This window comes from Streptomyces sp. NPDC039430 (assembly GCF_055639435.1).
The window spans coordinates 137,366-162,717 of sequence record NZ_JBVKAK010000017.1 but is presented as its reverse complement, the minus strand read 5'-3'; the positions used below and the strand labels follow the sequence as shown (position 1 = coordinate 162,717).

Annotated in this window: 20 protein-coding genes and 2 pseudogenes; 11 read left to right on the top strand and 11 right to left on the bottom strand. The window is 72.1% G+C overall.

Annotated elements, in window-relative coordinates:
• From ACZ7LS_RS31170 to ACZ7LS_RS31160, 3 genes and pseudogenes are all read left to right on the top strand, one after another.
• Positions 1-1,176, top strand: a pseudogene (locus tag ACZ7LS_RS31170) (coagulation factor 5/8 type domain-containing protein); the annotation flags it as partial.
• A gap of 363 nt (positions 1,177-1,539) precedes the next feature.
• Positions 1,540-2,034, top strand: coding sequence for an NUDIX hydrolase (locus tag ACZ7LS_RS31165; RefSeq protein ID WP_382524517.1), 495 nt, complete (start codon positions 1,540-1,542; stop codon positions 2,032-2,034).
• Between the two features lie 68 nt (positions 2,035-2,102).
• A complete protein-coding gene (locus ACZ7LS_RS31160; RefSeq protein ID WP_385135710.1) occupies positions 2,103-3,107 on the top strand; it encodes a glycoside hydrolase family 75 protein in 1,005 nt (334 codons plus the stop codon).
• A gap of 114 nt (positions 3,108-3,221) precedes the next feature.
• On the opposite strand, the gene ACZ7LS_RS31155 is transcribed toward ACZ7LS_RS31160, so the two are convergent.
• A complete protein-coding gene (locus ACZ7LS_RS31155) occupies positions 3,222-4,751 on the bottom strand; it encodes an amino acid permease (protein WP_382674635.1) in 1,530 nt (509 codons plus the stop codon).
• A 96-nt stretch (positions 4,752-4,847) separates the two neighbouring features.
• On the bottom strand, positions 4,848-5,855 hold the full coding sequence (locus ACZ7LS_RS31150) for a hypothetical protein (protein WP_385135708.1): 1,008 nt from the start codon (positions 5,853-5,855) through the stop codon (positions 4,848-4,850).
• Positions 5,856-6,574: 719 nt separating this feature from the next.
• On the opposite strand from ACZ7LS_RS31150, the gene ACZ7LS_RS31145 reads away from it, so the two are divergent.
• From ACZ7LS_RS31145 to ACZ7LS_RS31135, 3 genes are read left to right on the top strand one after another with little or no spacing between them, the layout of a single operon-like run.
• Positions 6,575-8,023, top strand: coding sequence for an FGGY family carbohydrate kinase (locus ACZ7LS_RS31145; RefSeq protein WP_382524596.1), 1,449 nt, complete (start codon positions 6,575-6,577; stop codon positions 8,021-8,023).
• Positions 8,020-9,558, top strand: coding sequence for an FAD-dependent oxidoreductase (locus ACZ7LS_RS31140; protein WP_385135706.1), 1,539 nt, complete (start codon positions 8,020-8,022; stop codon positions 9,556-9,558). The genes ACZ7LS_RS31145 and ACZ7LS_RS31140 overlap by 4 nt, the downstream gene beginning before the upstream one ends.
• On the top strand, positions 9,555-10,883 hold the full coding sequence (locus ACZ7LS_RS31135) for an NAD(P)/FAD-dependent oxidoreductase (RefSeq protein ID WP_385135704.1): 1,329 nt from the start codon (positions 9,555-9,557) through the stop codon (positions 10,881-10,883). The genes ACZ7LS_RS31140 and ACZ7LS_RS31135 overlap by 4 nt, the downstream gene beginning before the upstream one ends.
• Before the next feature lie 36 nt (positions 10,884-10,919).
• Here the strand turns inward: ACZ7LS_RS31135 and ACZ7LS_RS31130 are convergent, their stop codons facing one another.
• Entirely contained in the window at positions 10,920-11,501 is a 582-nt protein-coding gene (locus ACZ7LS_RS31130) for a DUF6630 family protein (RefSeq protein ID WP_385135702.1), read from the bottom strand.
• 454 nt (positions 11,502-11,955) lie between these two features.
• Between ACZ7LS_RS31130 and ACZ7LS_RS31125 the strand changes: the two genes are divergently transcribed.
• Positions 11,956-13,701: a TIGR03767 family metallophosphoesterase gene (locus ACZ7LS_RS31125; RefSeq protein WP_382875514.1), complete on the top strand. Its 1,746-nt coding sequence runs from the start codon at positions 11,956-11,958 to the stop codon at positions 13,699-13,701.
• A 221-nt stretch (positions 13,702-13,922) separates the two neighbouring features.
• A complete protein-coding gene (locus tag ACZ7LS_RS31120) occupies positions 13,923-15,179 on the top strand; it encodes a DUF4032 domain-containing protein (protein ID WP_382524501.1) in 1,257 nt (418 codons plus the stop codon).
• Between the two features lie 33 nt (positions 15,180-15,212).
• Here the strand turns inward: ACZ7LS_RS31120 and ACZ7LS_RS31115 are convergent, their stop codons facing one another.
• From ACZ7LS_RS31115 to ACZ7LS_RS31105, 3 genes are read right to left on the bottom strand one after another with little or no spacing between them, the layout of a single operon-like run.
• Positions 15,213-16,238 (bottom strand): NAD(P)/FAD-dependent oxidoreductase, encoded by a 1,026-nt coding sequence (locus ACZ7LS_RS31115; protein ID WP_382674617.1) that lies wholly within the window; start codon positions 16,236-16,238, stop codon positions 15,213-15,215.
• On the bottom strand, positions 16,235-16,759 hold the full coding sequence (locus ACZ7LS_RS31110) for an isoprenylcysteine carboxyl methyltransferase family protein (RefSeq protein ID WP_382674614.1): 525 nt from the start codon (positions 16,757-16,759) through the stop codon (positions 16,235-16,237). Before ACZ7LS_RS31110 ends, ACZ7LS_RS31115 begins: the two co-directional genes overlap by 4 nt.
• A gap of 58 nt (positions 16,760-16,817) precedes the next feature.
• A complete protein-coding gene (locus ACZ7LS_RS31105) occupies positions 16,818-17,870 on the bottom strand; it encodes a type III polyketide synthase (RefSeq protein WP_382524496.1) in 1,053 nt (350 codons plus the stop codon).
• A 190-nt stretch (positions 17,871-18,060) separates the two neighbouring features.
• Here ACZ7LS_RS31105 and ACZ7LS_RS31100 point away from each other — a divergent pair, with 190 nt between their 5' ends.
• A complete protein-coding gene (locus ACZ7LS_RS31100; RefSeq protein ID WP_382524495.1) occupies positions 18,061-18,951 on the top strand; it encodes a UbiA family prenyltransferase in 891 nt (296 codons plus the stop codon).
• Positions 18,952-18,975: 24 nt separating this feature from the next.
• Here the strand turns inward: ACZ7LS_RS31100 and ACZ7LS_RS31095 are convergent, their stop codons facing one another.
• Complete coding sequence (locus tag ACZ7LS_RS31095) at positions 18,976-19,716, bottom strand: dienelactone hydrolase family protein (RefSeq protein ID WP_382524493.1); 741 nt, start codon at positions 19,714-19,716, stop codon at positions 18,976-18,978.
• Positions 19,717-19,896: 180 nt separating this feature from the next.
• On the opposite strand from ACZ7LS_RS31095, the gene ACZ7LS_RS31090 reads away from it, so the two are divergent.
• Positions 19,897-20,352, top strand: coding sequence for a tellurite resistance TerB family protein (locus ACZ7LS_RS31090; RefSeq protein WP_385135722.1), 456 nt, complete (start codon positions 19,897-19,899; stop codon positions 20,350-20,352).
• A gap of 104 nt (positions 20,353-20,456) precedes the next feature.
• Here the strand turns inward: ACZ7LS_RS31090 and ACZ7LS_RS31085 are convergent, their stop codons facing one another.
• Together ACZ7LS_RS31085 and ACZ7LS_RS31080 are read right to left on the bottom strand one after the other, a co-directional pair.
• Positions 20,457-21,584, bottom strand: a complete 1,128-nt coding sequence (locus ACZ7LS_RS31085) for an acyltransferase family protein (protein WP_385135697.1) — start codon at positions 21,582-21,584, stop codon at positions 20,457-20,459.
• Positions 21,585-22,067: 483 nt separating this feature from the next.
• On the bottom strand, positions 22,068-22,976 hold the full coding sequence (locus ACZ7LS_RS31080) for an SRPBCC family protein (protein WP_385135695.1): 909 nt from the start codon (positions 22,974-22,976) through the stop codon (positions 22,068-22,070).
• 353 nt (positions 22,977-23,329) lie between these two features.
• On the opposite strand from ACZ7LS_RS31080, the pseudogene ACZ7LS_RS31075 reads away from it, so the two are divergent.
• Positions 23,330-23,725, top strand: a pseudogene (locus tag ACZ7LS_RS31075) (hypothetical protein); the annotation flags it as partial.
• A gap of 266 nt (positions 23,726-23,991) precedes the next feature.
• On the opposite strand, the gene ACZ7LS_RS31070 reads toward ACZ7LS_RS31075, so the two are convergent.
• Both ACZ7LS_RS31070 and ACZ7LS_RS31065 read right to left on the bottom strand, forming a co-directional pair.
• Entirely contained in the window at positions 23,992-24,945 is a 954-nt protein-coding gene (locus ACZ7LS_RS31070) for a M48 family metalloprotease (RefSeq protein ID WP_385135692.1), read from the bottom strand.
• Positions 24,942-25,316, bottom strand: coding sequence for a BlaI/MecI/CopY family transcriptional regulator (locus ACZ7LS_RS31065; protein ID WP_382524485.1), 375 nt, complete (start codon positions 25,314-25,316; stop codon positions 24,942-24,944). Before ACZ7LS_RS31065 ends, ACZ7LS_RS31070 begins: the two co-directional genes overlap by 4 nt.
• Positions 25,317-25,352 lie beyond the last annotated feature (36 nt).

Sequence of the window (25,352 nt, the reverse complement as noted above, 5' to 3'; positions counted from 1 at the left end):
TCCCAGCAGCAGTGGTACACCCGCGACAGCTCCGTCGGCGGCTGGACCAACGGCGTCTGGAACATGACCTTCTCCGGTGTCGAAGGCGCCCCCGCGCAGAGCTTCCCCAACCCGCCCTACACCACCCTCAACACCACCCCCGTCTCACGCGAGAAGCCCTTCCTCTACCTCGACGGGAACGCCTACAAGGTGTTCGTCCCCGCCAAGCGCACCAACGCGCGCGGCACCACCTGGGGCAATGGCGCGCCGCAGGGCCAGTCGCTGCCGCTCGACCAGTTCTATGTCGTCAAGCCGGGCGCGACCGCCGCGACGATCAATCAGGCGCTCGCGCAGGGGCTCAACCTGCTGTTCACACCCGGCATTTACCACGTCGACCAGCCGATCAACGTGAACCGCGCCAACACCGTCGTGCTGGGGCTCGGGCTCGCCACGATCGTGCCGGACAACGGGGTGACCGCCATGAAGGTCGCCGATGTGGACGGGGTGAAGCTGGCCGGTTTCCTGATCGACGCGGGTCCGGTGAACTCTCCGACGCTTCTGGAGGTCGGTCCCCAGGGCGCCTCGGCCGACCACTCCGCCAATCCGACCACCGTGCAGGACGTGTTCATCAGGATCGGCGGCGCGGGCCCCGGCAAGGCCACCACCAGCATGGTGGTCAACAGCGACGACACGATCATCGACCACACCTGGGTCTGGCGCGCGGACCACGGCGCCGGTGTCGGCTGGGAGACCAACCGCGCGGATTACGGTATCCGGGTCAACGGCGATGACGTGCTGGCCACGGGGCTCTTCGTCGAGCACTTCAACAAGTACGACGTGGAGTGGTACGGCGAGAACGGCAGGACGATCTTCTTCCAGAACGAGAAGGCGTACGACGCCCCCAACCAGGCCGCCATCCAGAACGGCTCCATCAAGGGCTACGCCGCCTACAAGGTCGCCGACACCGTCAACAACCACGAGGGCTGGGGTATGGGCAGCTACTGCAACTACACCTCGGACTCGACGATCCAGCAGGACCACGGCTTCCAGGCGCCGGTCAAACCCGGGGTGAGGTTCCACGATCTCCTGGTCGTCTCGCTCGGCGGTATGGGCCAGTACAACCATGTGATCAACAGCATCGGGTCACCCACCTCGGGAACCTCGACGGTTCCGTCGACGGTGACCTCCTTCCCGTAGGAGGCGCTGCCGCGGGGAGACCCGCGGAGGTCCCGTAGGCGTCCCTCATGAGGGCCCGGCCCGGCAGCGCGCACCGGCGCTGCCAGGCCGGGCCCCGCCCGTTACCCGACCGGCGGGCCGACGCCGCGCACCGACCGGATGCGCCGCCCCCGTACGGCGCAACCATTCATACGATCGGCCGGGCGGCACACCGTGAAGCTGCGGCTTCCCGTGAGGCGCTCGATGATGCGCCGAAGGCCCCGCCGTCCACGGGCTGTCCACGGCGCCAGGCACAGCACGCCGGCATCGAAGACGCGAGCGAAACCCGCACAGACAGCCGATGCCCGTGATGCACCGTTACGTACCCGTGCCCAGACTGACGGCATGTCGGGCAAACAGAGCGCGGGTCTCCTCGTGTACCGGGTGACGGACACCGGTACCGAAGTGCTCCTCGGGCACATGGGCGGGCCGTTCTGGTCCGGCCGCGATGCCGCCGCCTGGTCGATCCCCAAGGGTGAGCACGGACCGGACGAGCGGCCGGAGGACGCCGCCCGCCGGGAGTTCCAGGAGGAACTGGGCCTGCCCGCACCCGACGGACCGTGGATCCCGCTCGGCGGGACGCGGCAACGGGGTGGCAAGACGGTCACGGTCTGGGCCGTAGAGGGGGATCTCGACCCCGCCCTCGCCGTGCCCGGCACTTTCACCATGGAGTGGCCGAGAGGATCGGGTGTCCTGCGCGAATTCCCCGAGCTGGACCGTGTCGCCTGGTTCTCGCTGGAGAACGCCGTGGAGCCACTGGTGACGGGGCAGCGGGTCTTCCTCGACCGGCTGAGCGAGTGCATAGGCGACGGCCGCAGGCCGTCCCCGCCCAGCCGCTGACCCCGCCATCCGGGTGCCGCCCAGGCGCGCCGTCCGGTCTTGGTTCATTCAGGAAAGGGATCTTCTCCGTGCCCGCTCGCCCCCATGTCTTCACCGCCGCCAGTACGGCGCTGCTCGCCGCCGCGGTCATCCCCGCGACCGTGCTCCCCGCCCTGGCCGTACCCGCCGAGGCGCCGCACGCCCCCGCGCCGCACGCCCGCGCGTCGCCTGACGCCGCGTCCGCCGACCCCGCGTACCGCGCCCTCGTATCGTCCCTCTCCGTAGCGTCCGCCTCCGCGCCGCACTCCTCCGCGCCACTGGCCTCCGCGCCGTCCTCCGCCGCGCCGCCCTCCTCCGACGCGCCACGAGCCTCCGCGCCATCCGCCTCCGTGCCATCCGCCTCCGCGCCGTCCGCCTCCGCATCGCCCGATCGCCACGGCGCGCCGGAGCCCGCGGCAGGGCCGCCCGCCGGTAAAGAATCGTTCAGGCACGACGGATTCCCCGAGGACGGACCCGTCACCGCGTCCGCCCTGCTCGCCAGGGCAGGCGGCTGCGACCAGATCTCCCACGGGCAGTACCGCACCCGGGAGAGCACTCCGGCCACGATCCCCGTCTGCGATGCCAAGGGCGCCGTCTTCTGGAAGGCCGACATGGACATCGACTGCGACGGCCAGACCACGGCCCACTGCAACCCCGCGGCGGACCCGTACTACCAGGACACCACCGCGTATCTGCAGTCCGACGGCAGGGCGCTCAACCCGGAGGAGCTGCCGTACATCGTCGTGCCCCTCTCCAGCTCCATCTGGAACTACCGCTCGTCGGGCGTCCGGGGCGGATCCGTCGCGGCGGTCATCCACCGCGACAAGGTGGAGTACGCGGTCGTCGGCGACACCGGCCCGCCGGGCATCATCGGGGAGGCGTCGTACGCGACGGCGCGCGCGCTGGGAATCGCGCCCGACCCCTCGGGCGGCGGGGTCCCGTCGGGGGTGACGTACATCGTCTTCAAGGACTCCGAGCTCTCCCGGCTGGATGACCAGGAGGCCATCGCGCGGCGCGGCGACGAGCTGGCGAAACAATTCCTCAGGGACAACTGAGCGGAGCCGCCAGGTCGAAGGGCCCGTCGGCACCACGCGTACGTGCGGCGGGGGCCCCGCCCTCGGGCCGGACCCCCGCCGCACACACCTCGTCCCTCCGGACGGGGAGAAGGCTCAGACGATGCCTTCCGAGATCTCGGACTGCTCGCGCGCGTTGCCGTACGCCTGCGGAGTGCTGTACGAGCCACGGGCTATGTACCACCAGGCGGTCGCCAGGATCAGCACCACGGCCAGGGCGATCACGGCGTAGTTCATCGAGTCGACCGTCACCGGGTTCGACTGGGGCAGGCAGAAGAGGACGGTCACCAGGGCCACCCACACCACGGCTATCCAGCCGATCGGCTTGCTCCAGCGCCCGAGCGTCCACGGCCCCGGCTCGAAGCGGTCCTTGGCGCGCAGCTTCAGGAAGATGGGGATGGCGTACGCCGGGGTGATACCGATGACGTTGATGGCCGTCACCGCGCCGTACGCCGTCGTGGAGTACAGCGACGGCACGGCGAGCACACCCGCGACGATGACCGCCAGCCAGACCGCCGGGACCGGGGTCTGGGTACGGCTGCTGACGCGCCGCCACAGCGCGGAGCCCGGCAGGGCGTTGTCGCGGCTGAAGGCGAAGACCATCCGGCTGGCCGCCGCGACCTCCGCGTTGCCGCAGAACAGCTGCGCCACGATCACGAGCAGCAGCAGCGCCGTGGCACCGCTCGTACCGAGCGCGTCGATCAGGATCTGCGCGGGCGGCACGCCGGTGGCGCTGTTCTGGGCGCCCGCGTAGTCCTGGATGGCGAAGGTGAGACCGGCCAGCAGGGCGAAGCCGGCGATCCAGGAGACCCAGATGGCCCGGACGATCCCGCGCGCGGCCGTCACGGACGCGTTCGAGGTCTCCTCCGAGAGATGGGCCGAGGCGTCGTAACCGCAGAAGGTGTACTGCGCGAGCAGCAGCCCGATGGCGGCCACATAGAGCGGGTTCTGCCAGCCGGTGTCATTGACGAACTCGGTGAAGACGAACGACGGCGACTGGTGGTGGTCGGGGACGATCGCCAGGGCACCGACGATGATGGCGACACCGGCCAGATGCCACCACACACTGATCGAGTTGAGCACGCTGACCAGCCTGACCCCGAACAGGTTCAGCACGGCGTGCAGCAGCAGGATGCACAGGAAGATGACGAAGGTCCAGCCCGGGGTGGGGCTGAAGCCGAACTGGAGATTGAGGAAGGCTCCGGTGAACAGCGCGGCCCCGTAGTCGATTCCCGCGATCGCGCCGAGCAGTCCGAGCAGGTTGAGCCAGCCGGTGTACCAGCCCCACTTACGGCCGCCGAGCCGGTCCGCCATGTAGTAAAGGGCGCCCGAGGTCGGATACGCGCTCGTGACCTCGGCCAGCGCCATGCCGACGCAGAGCACGAACAGACCGACTCCCGCCCAGCCCCAGAGCATCACCGAAGGACCGCCGGCGCCCATGCCGAAGCCGTACAGGGTCATACAGCCGGACAGGATGGAGATGACCGAGAAGCTGATGGCGAAGTTGCCGAAGCCACCCATGCGGCGGGCGAGAACGGGCTGGTAGCCGAGCTCGCGCAGCCGCTGCTCCTCGTCCCTCTGGGGTAGGGGACCGGCCTTCGACCAGGCCGGTGGCGAAGTGGACATCGAAAGTACCTCCGGTAAGGAACAACAAATCGGGGAACGGCTGGGGGACGTGCTGCCGAGGGCGGAGGGCACAAGCGGCACCGCGGTGGGTGCCGCTCAGCCGCCCGGCCCGTCCCGCTGGTCGCGGGCCGCCGCGAGACACCGGCTGCGGGCGCGCAGGAACACGTCCTCGGCCTGCCCGGCGTCGCCGGGGCTGCGCGTACGATACGCCCACGGCACGGAGACGTAGTAAGGCCCCAGGGCCTCGAACACCCGGGCCCCTTGCTCGAATTGGAGCGATCCCCACAGGGCGTGCGCCAGCTGGTTGAGGTCGAGCAGCGAGGCCTCGGCGAGGACGGCGTGGTCGAACCACAGACTCACCGCGCGCAGCGCGTCACGGGTGGCGTCCTCCGTGACCCAGTGGAGGTCGAGCGCCTTCTCGTGACCGTTGTCCCGGCGGTAGCGCTCCACCCGTACGAACAGGGGCATGACGTGCAGCGCGGAGCCCTCGGGCGCGGAAGAGGCCGCCCACTGGACGAAGTTGACCGCTTCCGAGAGTGATCCGTCGGCCCGCCGCGCGTAGACGAACTGGAGCATGCGGTGGTACGCCTCGCGGTTGTACGGATCGCGCTTGTCGGCCTCCGCGAGCAGGGCCCAGGGACCGGGGAAGAGCATCGGTCCCGGCGGCGGCAGCCGGTGTTCCTCCAGCCGCTGTCTGCTGTCGAGTTGGGACAGGGCCAGCAGACAGACCCAGGGCACCGGGTCGTCGGGAGCGTGGCGCGCGGCGGTACCGCACGCCTCCCATGCCTGCTGCCACAGCTCCTGCGTGCGGGCGTGTCCCTCGCGATGGGCCCGTACGGCGCGTTCCACCAGCACGCGGGTGTGCATCACGAGTGCGGCGACGCTCCCGGGCTCCTCGGACAGCCATGCCTGTACGGCGTCGGACCCGGCGGCCACGGCGGCGAGCACCTGGGTGCGCTGGGTCCACAGGGACCAACCGGGCGTCTCGGCAAGGACGTTGCGCATCGAGACCCAGCGGCCGGTACGCAGATCCTGGACCGCGGCGCGGAGTTCGTTGTCGTGTCCCGCCGGGTGGTACACGGGGCGCATGTTGTCGCTCACCATCAGCCCCGCCCCGTCCGCACACACGTGGACGGCCGCCGGGCGAGCCACGACGACGGCCGTCGGAGGATGGCCCGCGAGGGCGGCGGGCCGGGCGGGACTTTCGGGGCGCGCCCTAGCATCGCCCCTCCCTTCCCGGACCCGGTGGGCCGGGGACCCGTGGATGGCGGACGCTCCCCCGTTCCGGTATCGCGGAACTCCCGTACCGCGGCGGCCGGGAGACGCCGGCCGTCGCGGGCTGCCTACAGGACGTACTGAGCCGGGCGCGGCCGAAGGGGCACCTGGCTGAAAGTATGTTCGTCATAGATCCTCTAGGACGGTGGGGGGTGGAGCGATCCGGCGTCGTCGCAGAAGGCACAGACCTGATGTGCCGCAGGTCAGGAAGAGCCGAAGAGCACTGTCTGTCGCTGCGGCGATCAGTGTAGGGGGCATAGTGACATGGCTCGAACACTTTGCTGATCTTTCGCAACTCTCTGTTGATCAAAGCAGGTTGGACTTCGCCCGGCGGCGGTGCCCGGACGATTTCCCGGAGCGCCGGGCCGGGACGCCGCCGCACCCGCGCACGGACGGGCCAGCGAACCCTTGACGCCCGCTCTGACCTGCATCACGCTTTCGCTCAGCGATCACGACGCGCCGCGACCGACGCGGCCTCGTGCCCCTCCGCGACCGAAGAACGGGATATGCCGCCAGCCCAGCACTCGCCCCGCCCCCGCGCCGGATCGATCACCCGGCCGGTACTCGCCATCGACCAGGGCACCTCGGCCACCAAGGCGCTCGTGATCTGCCCCGAACGAGGCGTGATCGGTACGGGGTCCGCCCCGGCGCCGCCCCGCTACGGCTCCGGCGGACTGGTGGAGGTCGATCCCGCCGTCCTCCTCCGCTCCGTACTCGACGCCGGGCGGCAGGCACTCGCGGACGCGGCGGAGCCGGTCGCGGCCGTCGGTCTGGCCAACCAGGGCGAGACGGTGCTCGCCTGGGATCCGGGTACGGGTACACCGCTCACCGACGCGATCGTCTGGCAGGACCGCCGCGCCGAGCCGCTCTGCGCGGAGCTCGCCCCGTACGGCGACCGCTTGAGGCAGCTGACGGGGCTTCCGCTCGACCCGTACTTCGCCGCGCCCAAGATGGCCTGGATCCGACGCGAGCTGACCCGCGAGGGCGCCGTCACGACCAGCGACTCCTGGCTGATCCACCAGCTGACCGGCGCGTTCGTGACGGACGCCGCCACTGCCGGGCGCACGCAGCTGCTCGACCTCGACCGGGTCGGCTGGTCGCCGGAGGCGCTGGAGATCTTCGGGCTCTCCCACGAGGCGCTGCCCCGTGTCGTCGACGCGGCGGGGCCGGTCGGCACCACCGCTGCCTTCGGTGCCGAGATCCCGCTGACCGGACTGCTCGTCGACCAGCAGGCCGCGCTGCTCGCCCAGGACGTGACCGAACCGGGATCCGCCAAGTGCACGTACGGCACCGGCGCGTTCCTGCTCGCGCAGACCGGCGGACTGCCGCGCCGGGGAACGTCGGGCCTGGTCAGCTGTGTCGCCTGGCGGCTGGACGGACGGACCAGCTACTGCCTCGACGGGCAGGTCTACACGGCCGCGTCCGCCGTGCGCTGGCTGACGGATCTCGGGGTGATCTCGGGGGCCGCCGATCTCGACGCGGTCGGCTCCGCCGTACCGGACAGCGGCGGCGTGACCTTCGTACCCGCGCTCGCGGGGCTCGCCGCGCCGTGGTGGCGCGGCGATCTGCGCGGCTCGATGACCGGCCTCGGTCTGGACACCGGCCCCGGACAGCTGGTGCGCGCGCTGTGCGAGGGCATCGCCGCCCAGGTCGTGGAGCTGGCGGACGCGGTGGCCACCGATCTCGGCTCGCCGCTGACGAGCCTGCGGGTGGACGGCGGGCTGACCCGGTCGGCGCTGCTGATGCAGACCCAGGCCGATCTGCTCCAACGGCCCGTCGAGGTCTCGGCGTTGCCCGATGTCACGGCGCTGGGGGTGGGCGCCCTCGCGCGTCTCGGCCTCGATCCGGCGCAGTCGTTGCGGCAGGTGATCCCGGAGTGGAAGCCCGCCGCGGTCTACGAGCCGGGGATCGGCGCGGACGAGGCGGCGGAGCGGCTGGGCGTCTTCCGCGCGGAGGTCGCGGCGCTGCTCGACCGCACCGGACCTGGAGCACCATGACTGTCACGACCTCGGGCACGCTGCCGGACGAGGTGTACGACGTCGCCGTCATCGGCGCCGGAGTGGTCGGCGCGGCCATCGCCCGTGAACTTGCCCGCTACCCGCTGCGGATCGCGCTGGTGGAGGCGTCCGACGATGTCGGCGACGGTACGTCGAAGGCCAACACGGCCATTCTGCACACCGGTTTCGACGCCGTGCCCGGTTCGCTGGAGTCCCGGCTCGTACGCGAGGGACAGCGGCGCCTCGCGGAGTACGCCGCGCGGACGGGGATCCCCGTCGAGCCGCTCGGCGCCCTGCTCGTCGCGTGGGACGAGGAACAACTGGCCGCGCTCCCCGGGCTGGTGGAGAAGGCCGAGCGCAACGAGTACCGCGCGACACGGATCCTGGACGCGGCCGAGCTGTACGCCCGTGAGCCGCGTCTCGGCCCCGGCGCGCTCGGGGCGCTCGAAGTCCCCGGCGAGAGCGTCATCTGCCCCTGGACGACGACGCTCGCGTACGCCACCCAGGCCGTACGGGCCGGGGCCGATCTGCATCTCAACTGCCGGGTGGAGGACGTCTCCGACGTGCCCGGCGACGCGTCCCCGCACGAACTGACCACCGGCCGCGGCGTGTTGCGGACGCACACACTGATCAACGCCGCCGGACTGTACGCCGACGAGATCGACCGGCTGCTCGGCCACGCCGACTTCACCGTGACCCCCCGGCGCGGTCAGCTCATGGTCTTCGACAAGTTCTCCCGCGATCTGGTCCGGCACATCCTGCTGCCGGTGCCCACCGCGCTCGGCAAGGGGGTGCTGGTGGCGCCCACGGTGTACGGCAACGTGATGCTCGGCCCGACCGCCGAGGACCTGGACGACAAGACGGCGACCGGATCGACGGCCGAAGGACTGGACTTCCTGCGGGAGAAGGGCGGACGGATCATGCCGGAGCTGCTCGACGAGGAGGTGACGGCCGTCTACGCGGGACTGCGCGCCGCCACCGAGGAGGACGACTACCGCATCCGCTCCCATCCCGGGCAGCGCTACATCACGGTGGGCGGTATCCGCTCCACCGGGCTGACCGCGTCCATGGCGATCGCCGCCCATGTCGTGGAGCTGCTCGCGGGCTTTGGCCGGGACCTGGGCGCGGCACGGGAGCTCGAACCGGTGCGGATGCCGAATATCGGTGAGGCGTCGCCACGACCGTACGCACGCGCCGAGCTGATCGCGGCGGACCCGGAGTACGGCAGGATCGTCTGCCACTGCGAACGGGTCTCGCGCGGGGAGATCCGCGACGCCCTCGCCAGTACCGTCCCGCCCCGCTCGCCCGAGGGGCTGCGGCGGCGCACCCGCGCCCGGGGCGGCCGGTGCCAGGGCTTCTACTGCGGCGCCGCCGTACGCGCCCTGCTCGCCGCCGAAACCCCTGAAGCTCCCGAAGCCCCGGGCGCGATCGGCGCGTCCGGCACACCCGGACCGTCCGGCACACCCGGAGCGTCCACCAGGCCAGGACCGTCCGGTGGCGGCGAACCGTCCCAGGGCCCGGAGGTCGGACCATGAGCGCGACATCGGACCGGGACGGCCTGTCCTCCGTCCCCGGCCCCGGCCGACGGCAGCGCTCGGTCGAGGTGCTGGTGGTCGGCGCGGGTCCCGCGGGTCTGGCCGCGGCCGCGCGACTGGCCGCCTCGGGCGCCGGTACGGTCGAGGTCGTCGAGCGCGAGGAAGAGGCCGGAGGCGTCCCCCGCCACTGCTTCCACACCGGGTTCGGCCTGCGTGATCTGCACCGTCCGATGAGCGGACCCGCGTACGCCCGCCACTGGCGGGAGCTGGCGACCGGCGCGGGGGCGACGCTGCGCACCGGTGTCTCCGTGACCGGCTGGGCAGGACATCACGGGCGCGAGGTCTCCCCCGGCGGCCCCGGGCCGCTCACCGTGGAGATCACCGGCCCCGAAGGCCTGGAAAGCCTCTCCGCCGGAGCGGTCGTCCTCGCCACCGGCGCGCGCGAACGGCCGCGCAGCGCACGGCTGGTGCCGGGGACACGGCCGGCCGGTGTGTTCACCACCGGCGAGCTGCAACAGGCCTTCCATCTGCATCATCAGCGGATCGGGCGGCGGGCCGTCGTCATCGGGGCCGAACCCGTCAGCTTCTCCGCGGCGCGCACCCTGCGGAGCGCGGGCGTGGAGATCGCGGCGATGGTCACCGAGCAGCCGCGTCACCAGTCCTCCTGGGCTTCAGGGCTCGGGTCGCGGCTGCGCCACCGCGTACCGCTGGTCACCGGCACGACCGTCACCGAACTGCTCGGCCGGGGCCGGCTCACCGGAGTCGCGCTGCGGCACGACGACGGCAGGACGACGACCGTCGGCTGCGACACCGTCGTCTTCACCGGGGACTGGATCCCCGACCATGAGCTGGCCCGCCGGGGCGGGATCATCCTCGACCGGGGCACCCGGGGCCCGGCGGTCGACACCGCGTTCCGCACGGCCGCGCCCGGCGTCTTCGCCGTCGGCAATCTGCTGCACGCCATCGAGCCCGCGGGCACCGCCGCCCGGGAGGGCCGGCTCGTCGCGGGGCCCGTGCTGCGGTATCTGGCGGACGGCGCCTGGCCGGGCGGGCAGGTACCGGTGGAGGTGGACGCGCCCCTGCGGTGGGTCGCGCCGAACCGTATCGATCCGCGCGGCCCGCGCCCGCCGCTGGGCCGCTTCACGCTCCGTACGGCGCGCTCGGCGGACCGGCTCTCGTTCCTCCTCGTCAGCCAGGACGGACGGGTGCTGCACCGGGAACGGCTGCGGCGCGGCGCGGTGCCGAACCGCCCGCTGTACGCCTCCGCCGACTGGATCGACCGCGCCGATCCCGGCGGCGGGCCGGTCGTGATCAGCACGGGCTGAGCGCGGTCGCGGTGCCGCCGTGCCGCGCGTACGGGCTCAGAGGGCGTCGGCCCCCAGGACCGCCGCGTAGAAACCGGCGCGCGAGGCGAGCGGCGTCAGCTCGCCCGCCCGCCGCGCCGGGAAGCAGACCAGCGGGTAGCAGTCCGACTCTATGTCGAGCACGGCGAGCGCCACGCCCTGTTCCAGATGGAGCCGGCCGGCCTCATTGAGGAAGGCGGCGGTGTCCAGCGGCTCCGCGTCCGTGCCGTCCGTGCCGTCCGTACCGTCCGCGTCCTCCGGGCCCGCGAGGGACCACGGGTCGACGGTGGGACGGGATTCGAGGCCCCGGAGCTGACGCCTGATCTCGTCACCGCCCTCCTTCCAGTCGACCTCGGCCAGCAGCCCCTGGGCGGTGAGAGCGTCGACGAGCGCGATCCACGCGAGGTTCTCGATGGGCGCGTCGATGCCGCGGCGGTCGAGCCGCGTGGCGTGCGTACGGACGTAGGCGTCCGGATCGTCGTACGCGAACAGGGCCTCTTCCGCGACGGCCGCGCGGCCGGGCGCGAGGAGCTCGGCCAACTCGGCGAGCGCCTGCGCGGCGGGGGCGGAGGCGGAGGCGGAGGCGGGACTATCCGTCATGATGACAGCTCCTCGGAGGTCGGCTCAGGAACCAGCGCATGGCGGGAACCAGGGCTGGGCATCGGGGAGTCCGGGTGTCCAGGGGGGATCACCGGCCCGGGAATCACCCTCCCACGGGGGTCTGACAACCGGCCGGTTCGCCCGGGGGCACGGGAAGCGGAGCCTCGGGAAGCAGGACCGCGGGCAAGCGGGACCGGAGAGCGGCGCCCGGAGGCGCGGACACGGGAGGACCAGCCGCCCTTCCCCGCAGAGTGAACGCTGAGTGACCGGCTCCGGTCCTGTGGCCATGGGCGGGGCGACGGTTCCCCGACACGGTGATCCCTGTGTGGTGATCGGCGTTGGCCGTTGGAACTTCGTTCACCCGCAGGCCACGCCCAGTGTCAACCATCAAGGAGTAGCCAGGGGGCCGTCCCCGGCGCGCTTGTTGACGCGCTCGCACTCGGGAGACCGCAGAATGACACGCATACGCTCCGCAGTCACCGCCGTCGACCGCCGTTCCTTTCTCACCGCCACCGGAGCGGTCGGCGTCTCCGCCGGGATCGGGCTGGCGCTCGGCGCGGGCGGCGGTCCCGGGCAAGCGGCCGCCGCGCCCGGAGTGACCGCCGCACCCTCCGTCCCCGGTCCCCGCGGCCCCGCCGCCCCGGCCACGCCCATCCGTACCGTCCCCGCGCGTACGACGCTGGAGACGGTGGCCGCGCCACGCGACAGCGCCGCGGCCTTCCGGCGGCTCGGCGACGGCCCCGGCTGGCGCAGGGTCGTCCGCGAGACGCTCGCGGCCCCGCGGCCCGGCCGTGCCCAGCGGCGCACCGTACTCAGCTCCTTCGTCCAGCTCACCGATCTGCATCTGGTGGATGTCCAGCACCCGGTGCGCACCGAGTATCTGCGCTCGCAGCAGCTCTCGGGCTGGCGGCCGCAGGAGGCGCTCACCGTCCCCGGGGCGGTGGCCCTGATCGAGCAGATCAACGCGCTGAAGGCCGGACCCGCGACCGGGACTCCGCTCGCCTTCGCCGTGACGACGGGCGACAACACCGACAACAACTCCCGGGCGGAACTGGACTGGTTCCTCACGGTGATGAGCGGTGGCCGTATCTCCCCCAACACCGGTGACCTCCAGCGCTACGAAGGAGTGCAGAACTCCGACGAGCGGTTGTTCTGGCACCCGGAGGACTCACGCCGCGACACCGACAAGCGGCTCGGCTACCCCCGTATCGACGGGTTCCTCGCCGCCGCGATCCGTTCCGTGAACAGCCCGGGGCTGCGGATCCCGTGGTACTCGACCGTCGGCAATCACGACGGTCTGGCCAGCGGGGCGATGGCCGACCCGTCCGGCTTCCTCGCCGAGTTCGCCGTCGGCGCGAAGAAGCTGTACGGCATCCCCGACGCCGAGGCCAAGCAGCTGCTGAAGCTCCTCTCGAAGGGCGGCGACCCCAACGGGCAGAAGCTGATCGACCTGCTGCGCCGCTCGAAGCGCGCGATGCGGTCCATCACCGCGGATCCGCGCCGGGCGCCGTTCGGCCCGCGTGAGTATCTGACCGCGCACCTCGACCCGGAGCGGGCGGGCGCCGGTCCGGCCGGCCATGGCTACACCGCGGCCAATCTGGACGACGACACGCTCTACTACACGTTCCCGATGGGCGAGAACGTCACCGGTATCAGCCTCGACACCACCGACCGGGGCGGCCACTACACCGGTTCGCTCAATACCGCCCAGCTCGACTGGCTGAAGCGCAAGCTCGCGGAGCACCGGGACGGATACGTCGTCATCTTCAGCCATCACAACAGCTGGACGATGACCAACACCCACCCCGACCCCGCGCACCCCGGTGAGGCCCGGCACAACGGCGACGAGGTCCTGGCGCTGCTCAAGCGGAACCGCAATGTGCTGGCCTGGGTCAACGGTCACAGCCACCGCAACTCGATCCTTCCGCACGGCAGCTTCTGGGAGATCTCCACCGCCTCGCACATCGACTTCCCGCAGCTCGCCCGGGTCATCGAGATCGCCGACAACGGGGACGGCACGCTGTCGCTGTTCACCACGCTGATCGAGTCGGCCGCGCCGCACAGGACCGACTTCGAGGACCTCTCGCAGACCGGTCTCGCCGCCCTCTACCGGGAGCTGTCGCACAACGCGCCGGGTTCGACCACCGCCCCGTCGGGCAAGTCCACCGACCGCAACACCGAGCTGCTGCTGAGCCGCTGACCCACCCCCCGCCGCCACTGCCCCGGCCGGACCCGACCACCGGCACGGCCCCGCCCGACAGAGCCCCGGCCGCTGACGCCGCACGGGCGACGGCACCACTCACGAAGGGACGCACAGCCATCCACCCCGGTCCTGCCTCCGACCGCGGTCACCGGACCCGGCACACTGTCCGGGGCGGTTCCGGATCCGGTGCCCGCCCGACGACCGCCGTGGGAGGCACGATGCCGCTGCAGATCAGCGCGACCAATCCGGAGCAGCCGGCCGTGCTGCTGGATCTGCCGTGGACCACTCCGCTCGACCAGTGGCCCGACGCGTGCCTGGTCGCGCTCCCGCGCGGTATCTCACGCCATGTGGTGCGCTTCGCGTCGGCAGGGCCCGAGGTCGTGGCGGTCAAGGAGATATCGGAGCGCGGGGCGGTCCGCGAGTTCGGTCTGCTGCGCGATCTGCACCGCCTCGGGATCCCGGCCGTGGACCCGGTCGCGGTGGTGACCGGGCGTGTGGACGCGGACGGGGCGCCCCTGGAGCCGGCGCTGATCACACGCCATCTCAAAGGATCGCTGCCCTATCGCTCGATGTTCGAGTCGACGATGCGGCCGACCACGGTGAAGCGGTTGATGGACGCGCTGGCCGTGCTGCTCGTACGACTGCATCTCGCCGGATTCGCCTGGGGCGACTGCTCACTGTCCAACGCGCTCTTCCGGCGGGACGCGGGCGCGTACGCCGCGTATCTGGTGGACGCCGAGACCGGGCAGATCCAGCAGAACCTGAGCCGGGGGCAGCGCGAGTACGACATCGAGCTGGCACGGGTGAACATCGCCGGGGAACTGATGGACCTGGAGGCGTCGGGCGCGCTGCACCCTTCCGTCGACCCGGTGCCCTTCGGCGCGGCCATCGTCCAGCGGTACGAGGACCTCTGGCACGAGGTGACACGCGAGTCGGTGTACCCGGTCGACAAGCGGCACTACATCGACCGCCGGATCCGCCGGCTCAACGATCTGGGCTTCGATGTCGCGGAGATGCAGATCGAGCGCTCCCCGGTGGGTGACACCGTCACCTTCCTGCCGAAGGTCGTGGACGCGGGCCATCATCAGCGCCAGCTGCTGCGGCTGACCGGCCTGGACGCCGAGGAGAACCAGGCGCGCCGGCTGCTCAACGACCTGGAGAGCTGGATGGCGGGCGAGGAGGACTACGCGCCCGGCGATCCGCTCGGGGCGCGGCCCGAGGTCCTCGCGCACCGCTGGGTCCGCGATGTCTTCCGGCCGACCGTACGGGCCGTCCCGCTGGAGGCGCGCGGCGAGATGGACGCGGCGCAGATCTACCACGAGGTACTTGAGCACCGCTGGTATCTGTCGGAGGCGGCGGGGCGCGATGTCGGTCTGGAGACGACGATCGCGGACTACCTCGTGAACGTACTGCCGCACTCGGTGAACGCGATGACGCCCCCGGGGGCGGAGACCACGGGCGGTCTCTCACCCTGACCCCGGCAGCCGGCGATCGCGTCGTGCGCGCTCTCACTGGAGGGCGCGTACCGCCGCCGCGAAGACCGAGGGCATGCGGGCAGCCGCCGGCACGATCAGCCGGGCTCCCGCCGCGTGGCCGCTGACCCTCAGCAGCCCCTCCGTCAGCATCCGGTGGCGCCGGGACAGCGCGCGCCACAGCCCCTCGTACTCCTGCGGCCGCCCGGCCCGCAGACACCGGACGGCCGCCTCCGCCGAGGCCAGCGCGAGCGCGATGCCCTCGCCGGTGAGGGCGTCGACGTACCCGGCCGCGTCGCCGACGAGCAGCACCCGGCCCGCGCTGCGGCGGCGTACCCGCTGGCGCAGAGGGCCCGCGCCGCGCACGGCGCCGACCGGCTCACCGTCCAGCAGCGGGACGAGCCGGGGGAAGCGGGCCAGATGGTCGTCGTAACCGCCCCTCACCGTGGTCAGTACGGCCACCCCGACCAGATCGTCCGCCACGGGCGTCACATACGCCTCTCCCGCCCGCCCCGAGGACGACCAGTGGACCTCGACGAAGTCCGTCCAGGGCTTCATGCGGTAATGCCGCCGCTGCCCGTACCGCCGGGGCCGCCGGTCGGGGACGTCCAGGCCGAGGCGGTGCCGTACGGGTGAGCGCAGCCCGTCCGCGGCGACCAGCCAGCGCGCCCGCAGCCCGCCCGCGGTCACGGAGTCCGCGCTCTGCTCCACCGCGCCGACCCGGCCGGTCACGGTCCTGACACCCGCTTCGGCGGCCCGTCGTGCCAGCGCGGCGTGGAGTTCCGTACGCCGCACGCCGAGCCCGGGTCCGTCGTCGAACGGGGCCTCGGCCCGGTGGGCGCCGCGGATGTAGCGGATGCCGCGCAGTGGATGGCCCGGGAGCGGGTCGAGGCCGAGGGCGGTCAGCGCGCGTACGCCACTCGGCATCACGCCTTCGCCGCACGCCTTGTCGACGGGGGTGGAGCGGGGTTCGATCACCACGGTCTCCAGGCCGGCCAGCGCGGCATGGACCGCGGTGGCGAGACCGGCGGGTCCGCCGCCCACCACCAGCAGATCGATCACGGCCGGGCGCCCGCGGTGGCCGACTCCAGCGCGCGGTTCTCGCACCGTATCCGGATCGTCAGCAGTACCGCGTTGCACGCGGTGAACAGCAGCGCGGTGATCCAGGCGCCGTGTACGAGCGGCAGCGCGATCCCTTCCGCCGCCACCGCCACATAGTTGGGGTGCCGCAGCAGCCGGTACGGGCCGCCGGTCACCAGTGGGAGTCCCGGGACGACCAGCACCCGGGTGTTCCAGCGCGGGCCGAGCGTACGGATGCACCACCAGCGCAGCGCCTGCGCGGCCAGCACGACGGCGGCCATCGGCCAGCCGAGCGCCGGGTCGAACGGCCGGTCGGCCAGCCATACTTCCGCGAGACAGCCGAGGAGCAGCAGGGTGTGCAGCGCGACCATCGGCGGGTAGTGCCCCCGCCCCCGCTCGACGGCGCCGCGCGCCAGACTCCAGCGCGCGTTGCGCCGGGCGACGACGAGTTCGGCGACGCGCTCCACGCCCACGGCCAGTACCAGCGTGGTGTACCAGATCATGTCTCCCCGTCCCTCTGTCTCTTCTCCCCGTCCCTCGCCGCCGGGGCCGCCGCCGCCCCTACCAGCGGAGCAGCACCAGCTCGGAGCAGAATCCGGGCCCCATCGCCAGCAGCAGTCCGTGGGTACCGGGCGGTGGCGGGCGCTCGGCCAGCGTGTCACGCAGCACATGCAGCACGGAGGAGGACGACAGATTCCCCACCGCCGCCAGCGAACGCCACGTCATGTCGAGCGCGTCGGCGGGCAGTCGCAGGACCTCCTCGACGGCTTCCAGCACCTTCGGCCCGCCGGGGTGGCACACCCACGCGGTGATGTCCTCGCGCGTCAGTCCGTTGGCGGCGAGGAATCCGTCGACATCCGCGGCGAGGTTCTTGCGGACCAGATCCGGAACGCTCGCGTCCAGGACGATACGGAACCCGGAGCCCGTGATGTCCCAGCCCATCGCCTGCTCGGTGTCCGGATACAGCCGGCTGCGCGTGTCGACGACGACGGGGCCGGTGGCCCGGCGCCGGGGGCCGCAGGCGACGACGGCCGCGGCGCCGTCCCCGAAGAGCGCGGTCGCGACGAGATTGGCGGACGAGACGTCGTCACGCTGGAAGGTGAGCGAGCACAGCTCGACCGAGAGGAGGACGGCCACCCCGTCGGGCCGTCCGAGCAGATAGTCGTGCAGCCGGGCGATACCGGCCGCTCCCGCCACACAGCCGAGCCCGAAGACCGGCACTCTCTTCACGTCGGAGCGCAGTCCGAGCCGTCCGACGAGGCGCGCGTCCACGGACGGCGCGGCGATACCCGTCACCGAGGTGAACATCAGCAGATCGACATCGCGCGGGGAGAGTTCCGCCGCGTCCAGCGCCCGGCCGACCGTCTCGGCTCCCAGGGGCACGGCCCCGGCGATGAAGGCGTCGTTCACCGCCCCGAAGTCCTTGAGACCGTCGTACTGATCGAGGGGGAGGGCCGTGTGGCGCGTCTCCACGCGCGCGCCGCGGTGCAGCCGGTCGAGTACCTGCCGGTCGGCACCTGCGGGCAGACACGTCTTGGCGACCATGTCCGTGATCTCGTGCTGGGCGTACCGATGCGGAGCCAGGGCTCCATGGACGGCTGCGATGCGAGTCATCTGCGGTCCGGGGTCGGAGGGGGCGGCTGATGTGCAATCCCTGCCCCCGCTCGGTCGTGCCACACACGAAGTCGCCTGTACGGCCCCTCAGGCCCGGTCGTACGACCGCGCCGTGACGGTCGGTCCGGCCGGCGCGGGGTACGGGCGTCACGGACCGGCCGCTGTCGGTGGCGCTGCTTACGATGGACGCGTGGACGCCATCGACCAGCCGGGGAGCATCGTCCGTACACCGCTCGGCGAGGCTCCGGGCGGCTGGCCGCGCCGGACGGCCGGGCTGCTCGGCGCGCTGCTGGGCGCGTGCCATCCGGGGCCCACGGTCGCGGTGACGCTGCTGGTCGCGGGGCTCGCGGTGGCCGCCGGACAGGACGCGTCCGGCTGTCTGCTGGTGACCGCCGCCGTCCTGACGGGGCAGTTGTCGGTCGGCTGGAGCAATGACGCCGTCGACGCGGCGCGGGACACCGCGGCCGGGCGCCGCGCCAAGCCCGTGGCGGCCGGGTCCGTCGGCGCGCGTACCGTACGGGCCGCGGCCGTGGCGGCGCTGGTTCTGTGCGTTCCGCTGTCGCTGGCGTACGGCGTGCTCGCGGGCGTGGTGCATCTCGTGGGGGTGGCCGCGGCCTGGCTGTACAACGTCCGGCTGAAGTCGACGGTGCTGTCCTGGCTGCCGTACGCGATCGGGTTCGCTTCCCTGCCCGCCTTCGTGACGCTCGGTCTGCCGGGGCGGCCCCGGCCGGACTGGTGGATCGTCACCGCCGCGGCGCTGGTGGGGGTCGGGGCGCATCTCGGCGATGTGCTGCCGGACATCGAGGCGGATCTCGCGCTGGGGGTACGGGGCTGGCCGCAGCGGCTGGGGCCGGCCGCCGTGCGGCTGCTGCTGCCGGCCCCGCTGGTGGCGGCGACGGTCCTCCTCGCGCTCGGCGGAGCGGGCGCGGTCGGTGCGGTCGCCGTCGCCGTGGCGCTGATCGCGGCGGTCGGCGGCTCGCTGCTGGGCCGCCGCCGCCCCAAGGTGCCGTTCCTCGCGGCGATCGTGGTCGCGGGTGTCGATGTCGCGCTGCTGCTGTCGCGGGGGGCCGCGCTCGGCTGACCCGGTGCCGGCCGGGATACGGCGTCAGCCGGAGACGCCGAGTTGCTCGCGGAGGAAGGCGATCGTGCGCTCCCAGGCGAGCGCGGCGGACGCGGCGTGGTACGCCTCGGGGCGGCCGTCGTTGAAGAAGGCGTGGCCCGCGCCCGGGTAGAGATGGATGACCGGAACGATCCCGGACTGGGACTCGATCGCGGTACGCAGTTCCTTCAGGCTCGACGGCGGAACGGTGTCGTCGTCCTCACCGTAGTGACCGAGGATCTCGGCCTTGAGGTTCGAGAAGTCGGGGACACCGTCGCGGTTGACGCCGTAGAACGGCACGGCCGCGGAGACCCGCTGGTCCTTCGCGGCGAGGCTGAGCACGAATCCGCCGCCCATGCAGAAGCCGACGGTGCCGATCGTCTCGCCGTCCGTCTCGGGCCGCGCGAGCAGATAGTCGACGGCGCCGGAGAGCAGGTCGACGCCCCGCTCGGTGGGCAGGTCGCCCATCATGCGCAGCGCCTCGCCGGAGTCATGGGCGACCCGGCCGCCGTACAGATCCGGGGCGAGCGCGACGAAGCCCGCGCGTGCGAGGCGGTCGGCGATGTCCTTGATGTGGGCGGTCAGGCCCCACCACTCCTGGATGACGATGACGCCGGGGCCGTGTCCGGCGGGCGGTACGGCGAGATATCCGTACGCGGTCGTTCCCGCGCTCGGGAACGAGACGTTCTGCAGGGTGGATTCGGTGGGCGCGGCGGAGTCGTTGGAGTCGGTCGGCTCGGTGGCCATGGCGGGTGCTCCCAGCTCTGGTGTGCGGTGACGGAACGACATCGAGATCGTATGAAACGCGGACGCGCGGAGGGCGCGCGCCTCTCCGGGCCACACGCGGGTACGCACGACGGGCACGCGGCGCCGGTCTCGCTCGTTGTCGGAGTGACTCTGTGTGACACCTGAGGAGAGATGACCGAAATGGCCCTGTGGGACCGGTTCAAGGAATCCGCCGCGACGATGCAGACGCAGCTCACGGCGAAGAAGAACGACCTGAAGAGCGGCTCGTTCCGCGACGCGAGTATGGCGATGTGCGCGCTGGTCGCCGCGGCCGACGGCTCCGTCGACCCCGCCGAACGCCAGCGGGTCGCCTCGCTGATCGCCACCAATGACGTACTGCGGAACTTCCCCGCGGACGACCTCCAGCGCCGCTTCGACGGCTATCTCAACCAGCTGACCGCGGACTTCGCGTTCGGCAAGGTGGGGGTCCTCCAGGAGGTGGGCAAGGCCAGGAAGAAGCCCGACGAGGCGCGGGCCGTCATCCAGATCGGCATCGTCATCGGCGGCGCCGACGGCGACTTCGACAAGACGGAACAGGCCGTGGTCCGCGAGGCCTGCTTCGCGCTCGACCTGCCGCCGCACGAGTTCGACCTCTGATCCGGCCTCTGAACGGCCTCTGAACGGAGCATCCGGCCCGATACACACGGGGCGGTGGCCGACGGCCACCGCCCGTGTCGTACCCCCGGCCTCAGCTCCAGGGCCTAGCTCGTTCCGCGCCGCTCGGCCGGGCCGGTCCTGGAAGCCGGATCCGTTCTGAACGCCCAGGCCATGTCCGGCTCCAGCGCGAAGCGGAAGAGCCGCTGGACGGGAGGCGTACAGAGCAGCGTGACCACCACGCCCGCGAGGACCGTGACGACGACCGGGCCGATGGGCCGGTGCAGCCAGCCGGCGTCGTACCAGTCCCAGGTGCTCGCGCTCTGGGCGAGGAATCCGTGCAGCAGATAGCCGCAGAGCGTGCCGGCTCCCAGCAGCGTGAACCACATGCGGCGGCCGGGGACCCAGGCGAAGAAGCAGGCGGTCAGTACGAGGGAGCAGCCGAAGAGGGCGAGCGTCATCAGGATCCCGCTCCACCAGGGCGCGCCCAGTTCCTGCGCGCTGTCGCGGTGGAAGAACCACGCCATGTTCATGCGGGTGACGGCCCAGTACGCGAAGACGACCGTGGCGGCGAAGACCGGAACGGCCAGGAGGCGTACTTCCCTGCGGCGGACCAGCTGGAAGTGCTCGGGCTTGAGCCGCAGGCCGAGCACGAAGAACGGCAGGAACTGCAGGACCCGCTGGAGATCGAGGTCGTCGCCGATGTCCGGGGAGAGGGAGGCGAGCATGGCGATCCCCAGCGCGACCGGGACGGGCCACCGGACCAGACGCCAGATCGGCGCCGTCATCCGCCAGACGAGGAGGGCGAGCAGGAACCAGGTCAGATACCAGGGGTCGAGAAGGGTGATCTCCATGGACGGATCGTCCGCGGCCCATCGGTGGAAGAGGCTGTAGGCGACCTCGAACACGATGTACGGCACGGCGATGCCGGTGATCAGCCGGCGCACCCGGTCGGGCCGGAAGTCGAAGCTCCGCGAGAAATAACCCGAGATGATGATGAACGCCGGCATATGGAAGGCGTAGACGACGATGTAGAGCGCGGAGACCGCCCGGCTGCCGTCCCGCAGCGGCTCCCACGCGTGTCCCATCGCGACCAGCACGATCGCCAGGAACTTGGCGTTGTCGAAGAACGCGTCCCGCTTCTTCGCCGGTGGCGCGGCCGGCCCGGCCGGTGCGGCTTCCGCCGGTCGCGCGGTCGCCGTGGCCCGTACCGGCTGATCAGTGAGCTGCGTCACAGAGCCTCCCAGCGGGAACCCGGATCGGCGAACACACCTCTTACGGAAAATGTGGGGGGAAAACGTGGGGCGAACATTCAAGGCACCCTAACCAGGGCTCCCGCCGCCCCTCCACCTGGGTGGCGCGGATCCGGAGGCCCCTACTGAGCCATCACAGACTCGCCACACGGCCTCCTTCCGGCCACATCCCCCCGGACGGCGTGGAGGCTCGCCGCCGGGCCCGGACTCACTGGGCCCGGACTCGCTCGTCCAGGGCGTGTTGCGAAGGTAGCGCCGTCCGCCCGAAGGGCGGGGCCCGCGGCGTCCGGTGCACTACGCTCGCCGCGCTCTCTCCGTCTCGGCGCCTGACTCCTCCTTTGGATGCCGAGCGGCGATCGCAAGGCGGAGGGTCGCCCCAGTACTGGACGTACTGGGGTGATCCCGACAACACCGCAAGCGTGCGTGCTGGGCGTCGCGGGCCAGGCGGGACTTTCGCAACACGCCCTAGACCTTGAGGAGATCCGCCGCGAGCTGGTCGATCCGCGTCCGCCAGGCGGCCAGGGCCGCGTCCGCGTCGGCGCCCTCGGGGCCGGTCTGGGTCAGTACCAGCCGGGCCCCATGGCCGGTCCCCTGCCTCAGTTCCCAGGTCACCGCTCCCTCGGGCTGCCAGGTATAGGTCAGCGACTTCGGCGCCCTGACCTCCGTGACATGGCCCGCCGGAACGTTCTCGGCGGTGAACCCGACCGGGACGGGCAGGCCCGCCACCGGCTCGATGCCCGCCGACAGGACGTCCCAGACGGTCGCGGCCGGCCGTACCAGCTGACGTTCCAGCCGGATCCGCGGGCCGGCGGTGTCGTCCCCGGCCGGCTCGGCGGTGCCACGGCCGAGACCGAACCGCCGTACGTACGTCTCGTGCAGCTCGCCCGTGTCACGGCCGACGGTGACCGGGCCCCCGGCGAGCAGCTGGGCGAGGGCGGCGATACAGAGGTGCCAGCCGGAGGCGAAGCTCGCCGCGCCCGCGAGATCGTCGAAGGTGTGCACGAGCGTGAGCAGGGAGCCCTCTCCGTCGGGCGCGACGGACCAGCTCAGATGGTCGGCGCCCCAGGTGAACGCGAAGAGCCGGGGCTCGTCGACGTCCGTGACCGTGCCCGTCATGCCCGGTCCGCTGACGCCGGGGAAGTGGAAGCCCATCGCGCCACCGGGCGTGAGGTCGACGGTCACCTCGGAGGGGAACCACTGGGCGAGAGCGGCGGGTTCGGTGATCGCGGCCCAGACCTTCTCGGGAGGGTGCGGAAGCCTGCGCTCCATCCGCAGGGCGGTCCGGCCGTCGGCGGCGGTCGTCAGCGTGTCGTCCTGCGAGATGTCGTGCCAGGTGTGGTCGTAGGGGGTGCCGTCGTGCGGGTTCGTGTTCATGAGGGGTCGTCCTCCATCGCGTCGAGACCTGCCGGCCCCCGACGAGACCGGCGTCGCGCAGTACCCGCAGATGCTGGCATACGACCCCACGGCAATGGACGCTCCAGCACGGCGCGGTGTCATGAAATTTCCGCCATGGAGGGCGGTGATTACGCTCCGGATCTGGCCGGATCCGCGTCGTGACAGGACGTCAGTAAAGGCTTCATAGTTGGAAGTTCGGGCATTCCGGAGTCGCTTTCCACTCCCCCGGGAAATCACTCCGCCACGGCACCCGAGGTACCCGCGCAACGTCACCGCAAAAGCACTGCGGCCCACGCCATCAGGGTCCACAGAACGGCGCAAGGAGAGCGGCCGTGCATGACGAATTCCTGTGCCATGTCACCGCGTACGGAATCTGCGGTGGACAGCGTATCGGCGTTCCGCTGGGAACATATCGCGCCCCCACTCTGGCACTTGCACTGTGGTGGTTGCGGGATCGTGCGACCTGGATAGCGGAACGGCTCGATCCCAGCCCGGAAAACAAACATTTTCCGGCCGCCGCGCTCACTCCGGTGGGGCGGGGCGTGCCGGACGTACCGACGACGCTCCGGGCCTGGCGGGACGATACGGCCCATCAGGACATGGTCGCCGAGCACTTGGCGGCCGGGCGTCTCATCCGTGTCGCCACGCGCGACGACACCACGGAATACGAGTTACTGGCGGAATCGGTGGACGCGCTGCGTATGGACCGCGCGCTGCCGCCTCTGCTCTCGGAGGAAGCGCTGCCGGAGCCGCTTCACCGGGAACGTCCGCTGGTCGCCACCGCACCCGGCTCCCCCCACGAGTTCCGAGGACACGGCGGCAGACACGGTGGCGGTCAGGGCCGGAGGACCGGGGGTGATGATTCCTCCGGGGACACCTTGGAGTTCGGCCGGATATACCGGTGAGGGACGAATGACGGACGCATGACGGCGGAACGGGGAACGGGCGAAGGAGGGAACGGGGGAATCCCGGGTTATCGGCACGGCGCCGCCGGTCAGCGCCCGGGGTCCTCTCCCTGCGCGATCTCGATATGGGTGTGCAGGTCGTTCGCCGCCCCCACGGCCGAGGCGCCGGACAGCGTCAGGCACATCAGCAGCGCCCCCGCGACGAGGCGGCGGGTCCGTGGCCGGAGCGCGGGCCGGCCGGCCGGGCCGGTACCCAGCAGCGCGGCGACACGCCGGGGCACCGGGCCCGCGGTCGCCGCGAGTACGGTCCGGGGCCTGACCGCCCCCGACAGGCCCGGGGCACCGCGGGCGGCCAGCGCGGCGCGCCCGATCGCGCGGGCGGCGAGCCGCCGGTCACCGACGGCCGCGGCGGCGGCCTCGTCCGCGGCGCGCTCCAGCGCGTAGCCGAGCGGTTCGCGCAGCGCGCGCAGGGCCGGGTGGCAGAGCGCGGCCAGTTCCGCCGCCGCGAGCAGGACATGGTGGCGGCCGCGCAGATGGGCGCGTTCATGGGCGAACAGCGCCTCGCGCTCGGGCGGTTCCAGGGCGCGCAGCATGCCGGTGGTGACGACGATCCTGCCGGGGTGCCCCGGCAGGGCGTACGCGTCGGGCCGGTCGTCCCGTACCACCGCCAGTTCGCCGTCCGTGCCGCCCGTGAGGGCCCTGGCCCGGCGCAGCTCCGTCAGGTCGCGCCGCGCGGCGGCGGTGAGCGCCGCCGTACGCCAGACCAGCAGAGCCCCGGCGACGAGCGCGAGCGCGATGGTCACCGGGGGCGGTCCTGCCGTCAGCGGCTCGGCGAGTTCACCGAGGACGGCGACGGCGGGGAGATACGACGCGCCCGGTACGACCAGCAGCACCAGGGCGGCGGAACTGCTGGCGGCCAGGACCAGCGCGGCGGCGGTGAGCAGCACAGCCGCGCGGCGCGGCGGGAGGACCGCGGCGGCCCGGCGGGCGGCGGGCGCCGCGAGGAAGGGCACCAGGAGCGGGATCAGTACGAGGTAGGTCATCCGGCCTCGCCGCCGTCCAGCAGGGAGCGCAGCAGCCGCTCGTCCTCGTCGTTGAGCTGGGAGACGAAGCGGGCGAGCACCGCGCTCCGGTCCTCGTCCTTCGCCAGCTCGGAGTGCATACGGCGGGCGGTCAGCCCGGGGGCGTCCTCGGTCGGGGAGTACGCGTAGCCGCGCCCCGATCGGATGCGCGTGACACTGCCCTTCTCGTACAGCCGCGACAGAATCGTGGTGACGGTGGTGCGGGCAAGCGGTCCACCGAGCGCTTCCTGGACGCGTCCGGGGGTGAGCGGCTCCTCGGCCGCCCACAGCGCCGCGAGCACACCGGCTTCCAGTTCCCCCGCCGGCCGCCGTTCCGCGCCGTCGTCGCCCATGGGAACGCTCCTCCCGTTCTCTTCGTCTACAGTGAA

Excerpts from the sequence above, each read along its gene's own strand:
- ACZ7LS_RS31165 (WP_382524517.1), top strand. The coding sequence starts at position 1,540 with ATGTCGGGCAAACAGAGCGCGGGTCTCCTCGTGTACCGGGTGACGGAC.
- ACZ7LS_RS31155 (WP_382674635.1), bottom strand. The coding sequence starts at position 4,751 with ATGTCCACTTCGCCACCGGCCTGGTCGAAGGCCGGTCCCCTACCCCAG.
- ACZ7LS_RS31150 (WP_385135708.1), bottom strand. The coding sequence starts at position 5,855 with ATGGTGAGCGACAACATGCGCCCCGTGTACCACCCGGCGGGACACGAC.
- ACZ7LS_RS31140 (WP_385135706.1), top strand. The coding sequence starts at position 8,020 with ATGACTGTCACGACCTCGGGCACGCTGCCGGACGAGGTGTACGACGTC.
- ACZ7LS_RS31135 (WP_385135704.1), top strand. The coding sequence starts at position 9,555 with ATGAGCGCGACATCGGACCGGGACGGCCTGTCCTCCGTCCCCGGCCCC.
- ACZ7LS_RS31130 (WP_385135702.1), bottom strand. The coding sequence starts at position 11,501 with ATGACGGATAGTCCCGCCTCCGCCTCCGCCTCCGCCCCCGCCGCGCAG.
- ACZ7LS_RS31125 (WP_382875514.1), top strand. The coding sequence starts at position 11,956 with ATGACACGCATACGCTCCGCAGTCACCGCCGTCGACCGCCGTTCCTTT.
- ACZ7LS_RS31120 (WP_382524501.1), top strand. The coding sequence starts at position 13,923 with ATGCCGCTGCAGATCAGCGCGACCAATCCGGAGCAGCCGGCCGTGCTG.
- ACZ7LS_RS31110 (WP_382674614.1), bottom strand. The coding sequence starts at position 16,759 with ATGATCTGGTACACCACGCTGGTACTGGCCGTGGGCGTGGAGCGCGTC.
- ACZ7LS_RS31105 (WP_382524496.1), bottom strand. The coding sequence starts at position 17,870 with ATGACTCGCATCGCAGCCGTCCATGGAGCCCTGGCTCCGCATCGGTAC.
- ACZ7LS_RS31095 (WP_382524493.1), bottom strand. The coding sequence starts at position 19,716 with ATGGCCACCGAGCCGACCGACTCCAACGACTCCGCCGCGCCCACCGAA.
- ACZ7LS_RS31090 (WP_385135722.1), top strand. The coding sequence starts at position 19,897 with ATGGCCCTGTGGGACCGGTTCAAGGAATCCGCCGCGACGATGCAGACG.
- ACZ7LS_RS31080 (WP_385135695.1), bottom strand. The coding sequence starts at position 22,976 with ATGAACACGAACCCGCACGACGGCACCCCCTACGACCACACCTGGCAC.
- ACZ7LS_RS31070 (WP_385135692.1), bottom strand. The coding sequence starts at position 24,945 with ATGACCTACCTCGTACTGATCCCGCTCCTGGTGCCCTTCCTCGCGGCG.
- ACZ7LS_RS31065 (WP_382524485.1), bottom strand. The coding sequence starts at position 25,316 with ATGGGCGACGACGGCGCGGAACGGCGGCCGGCGGGGGAACTGGAAGCC.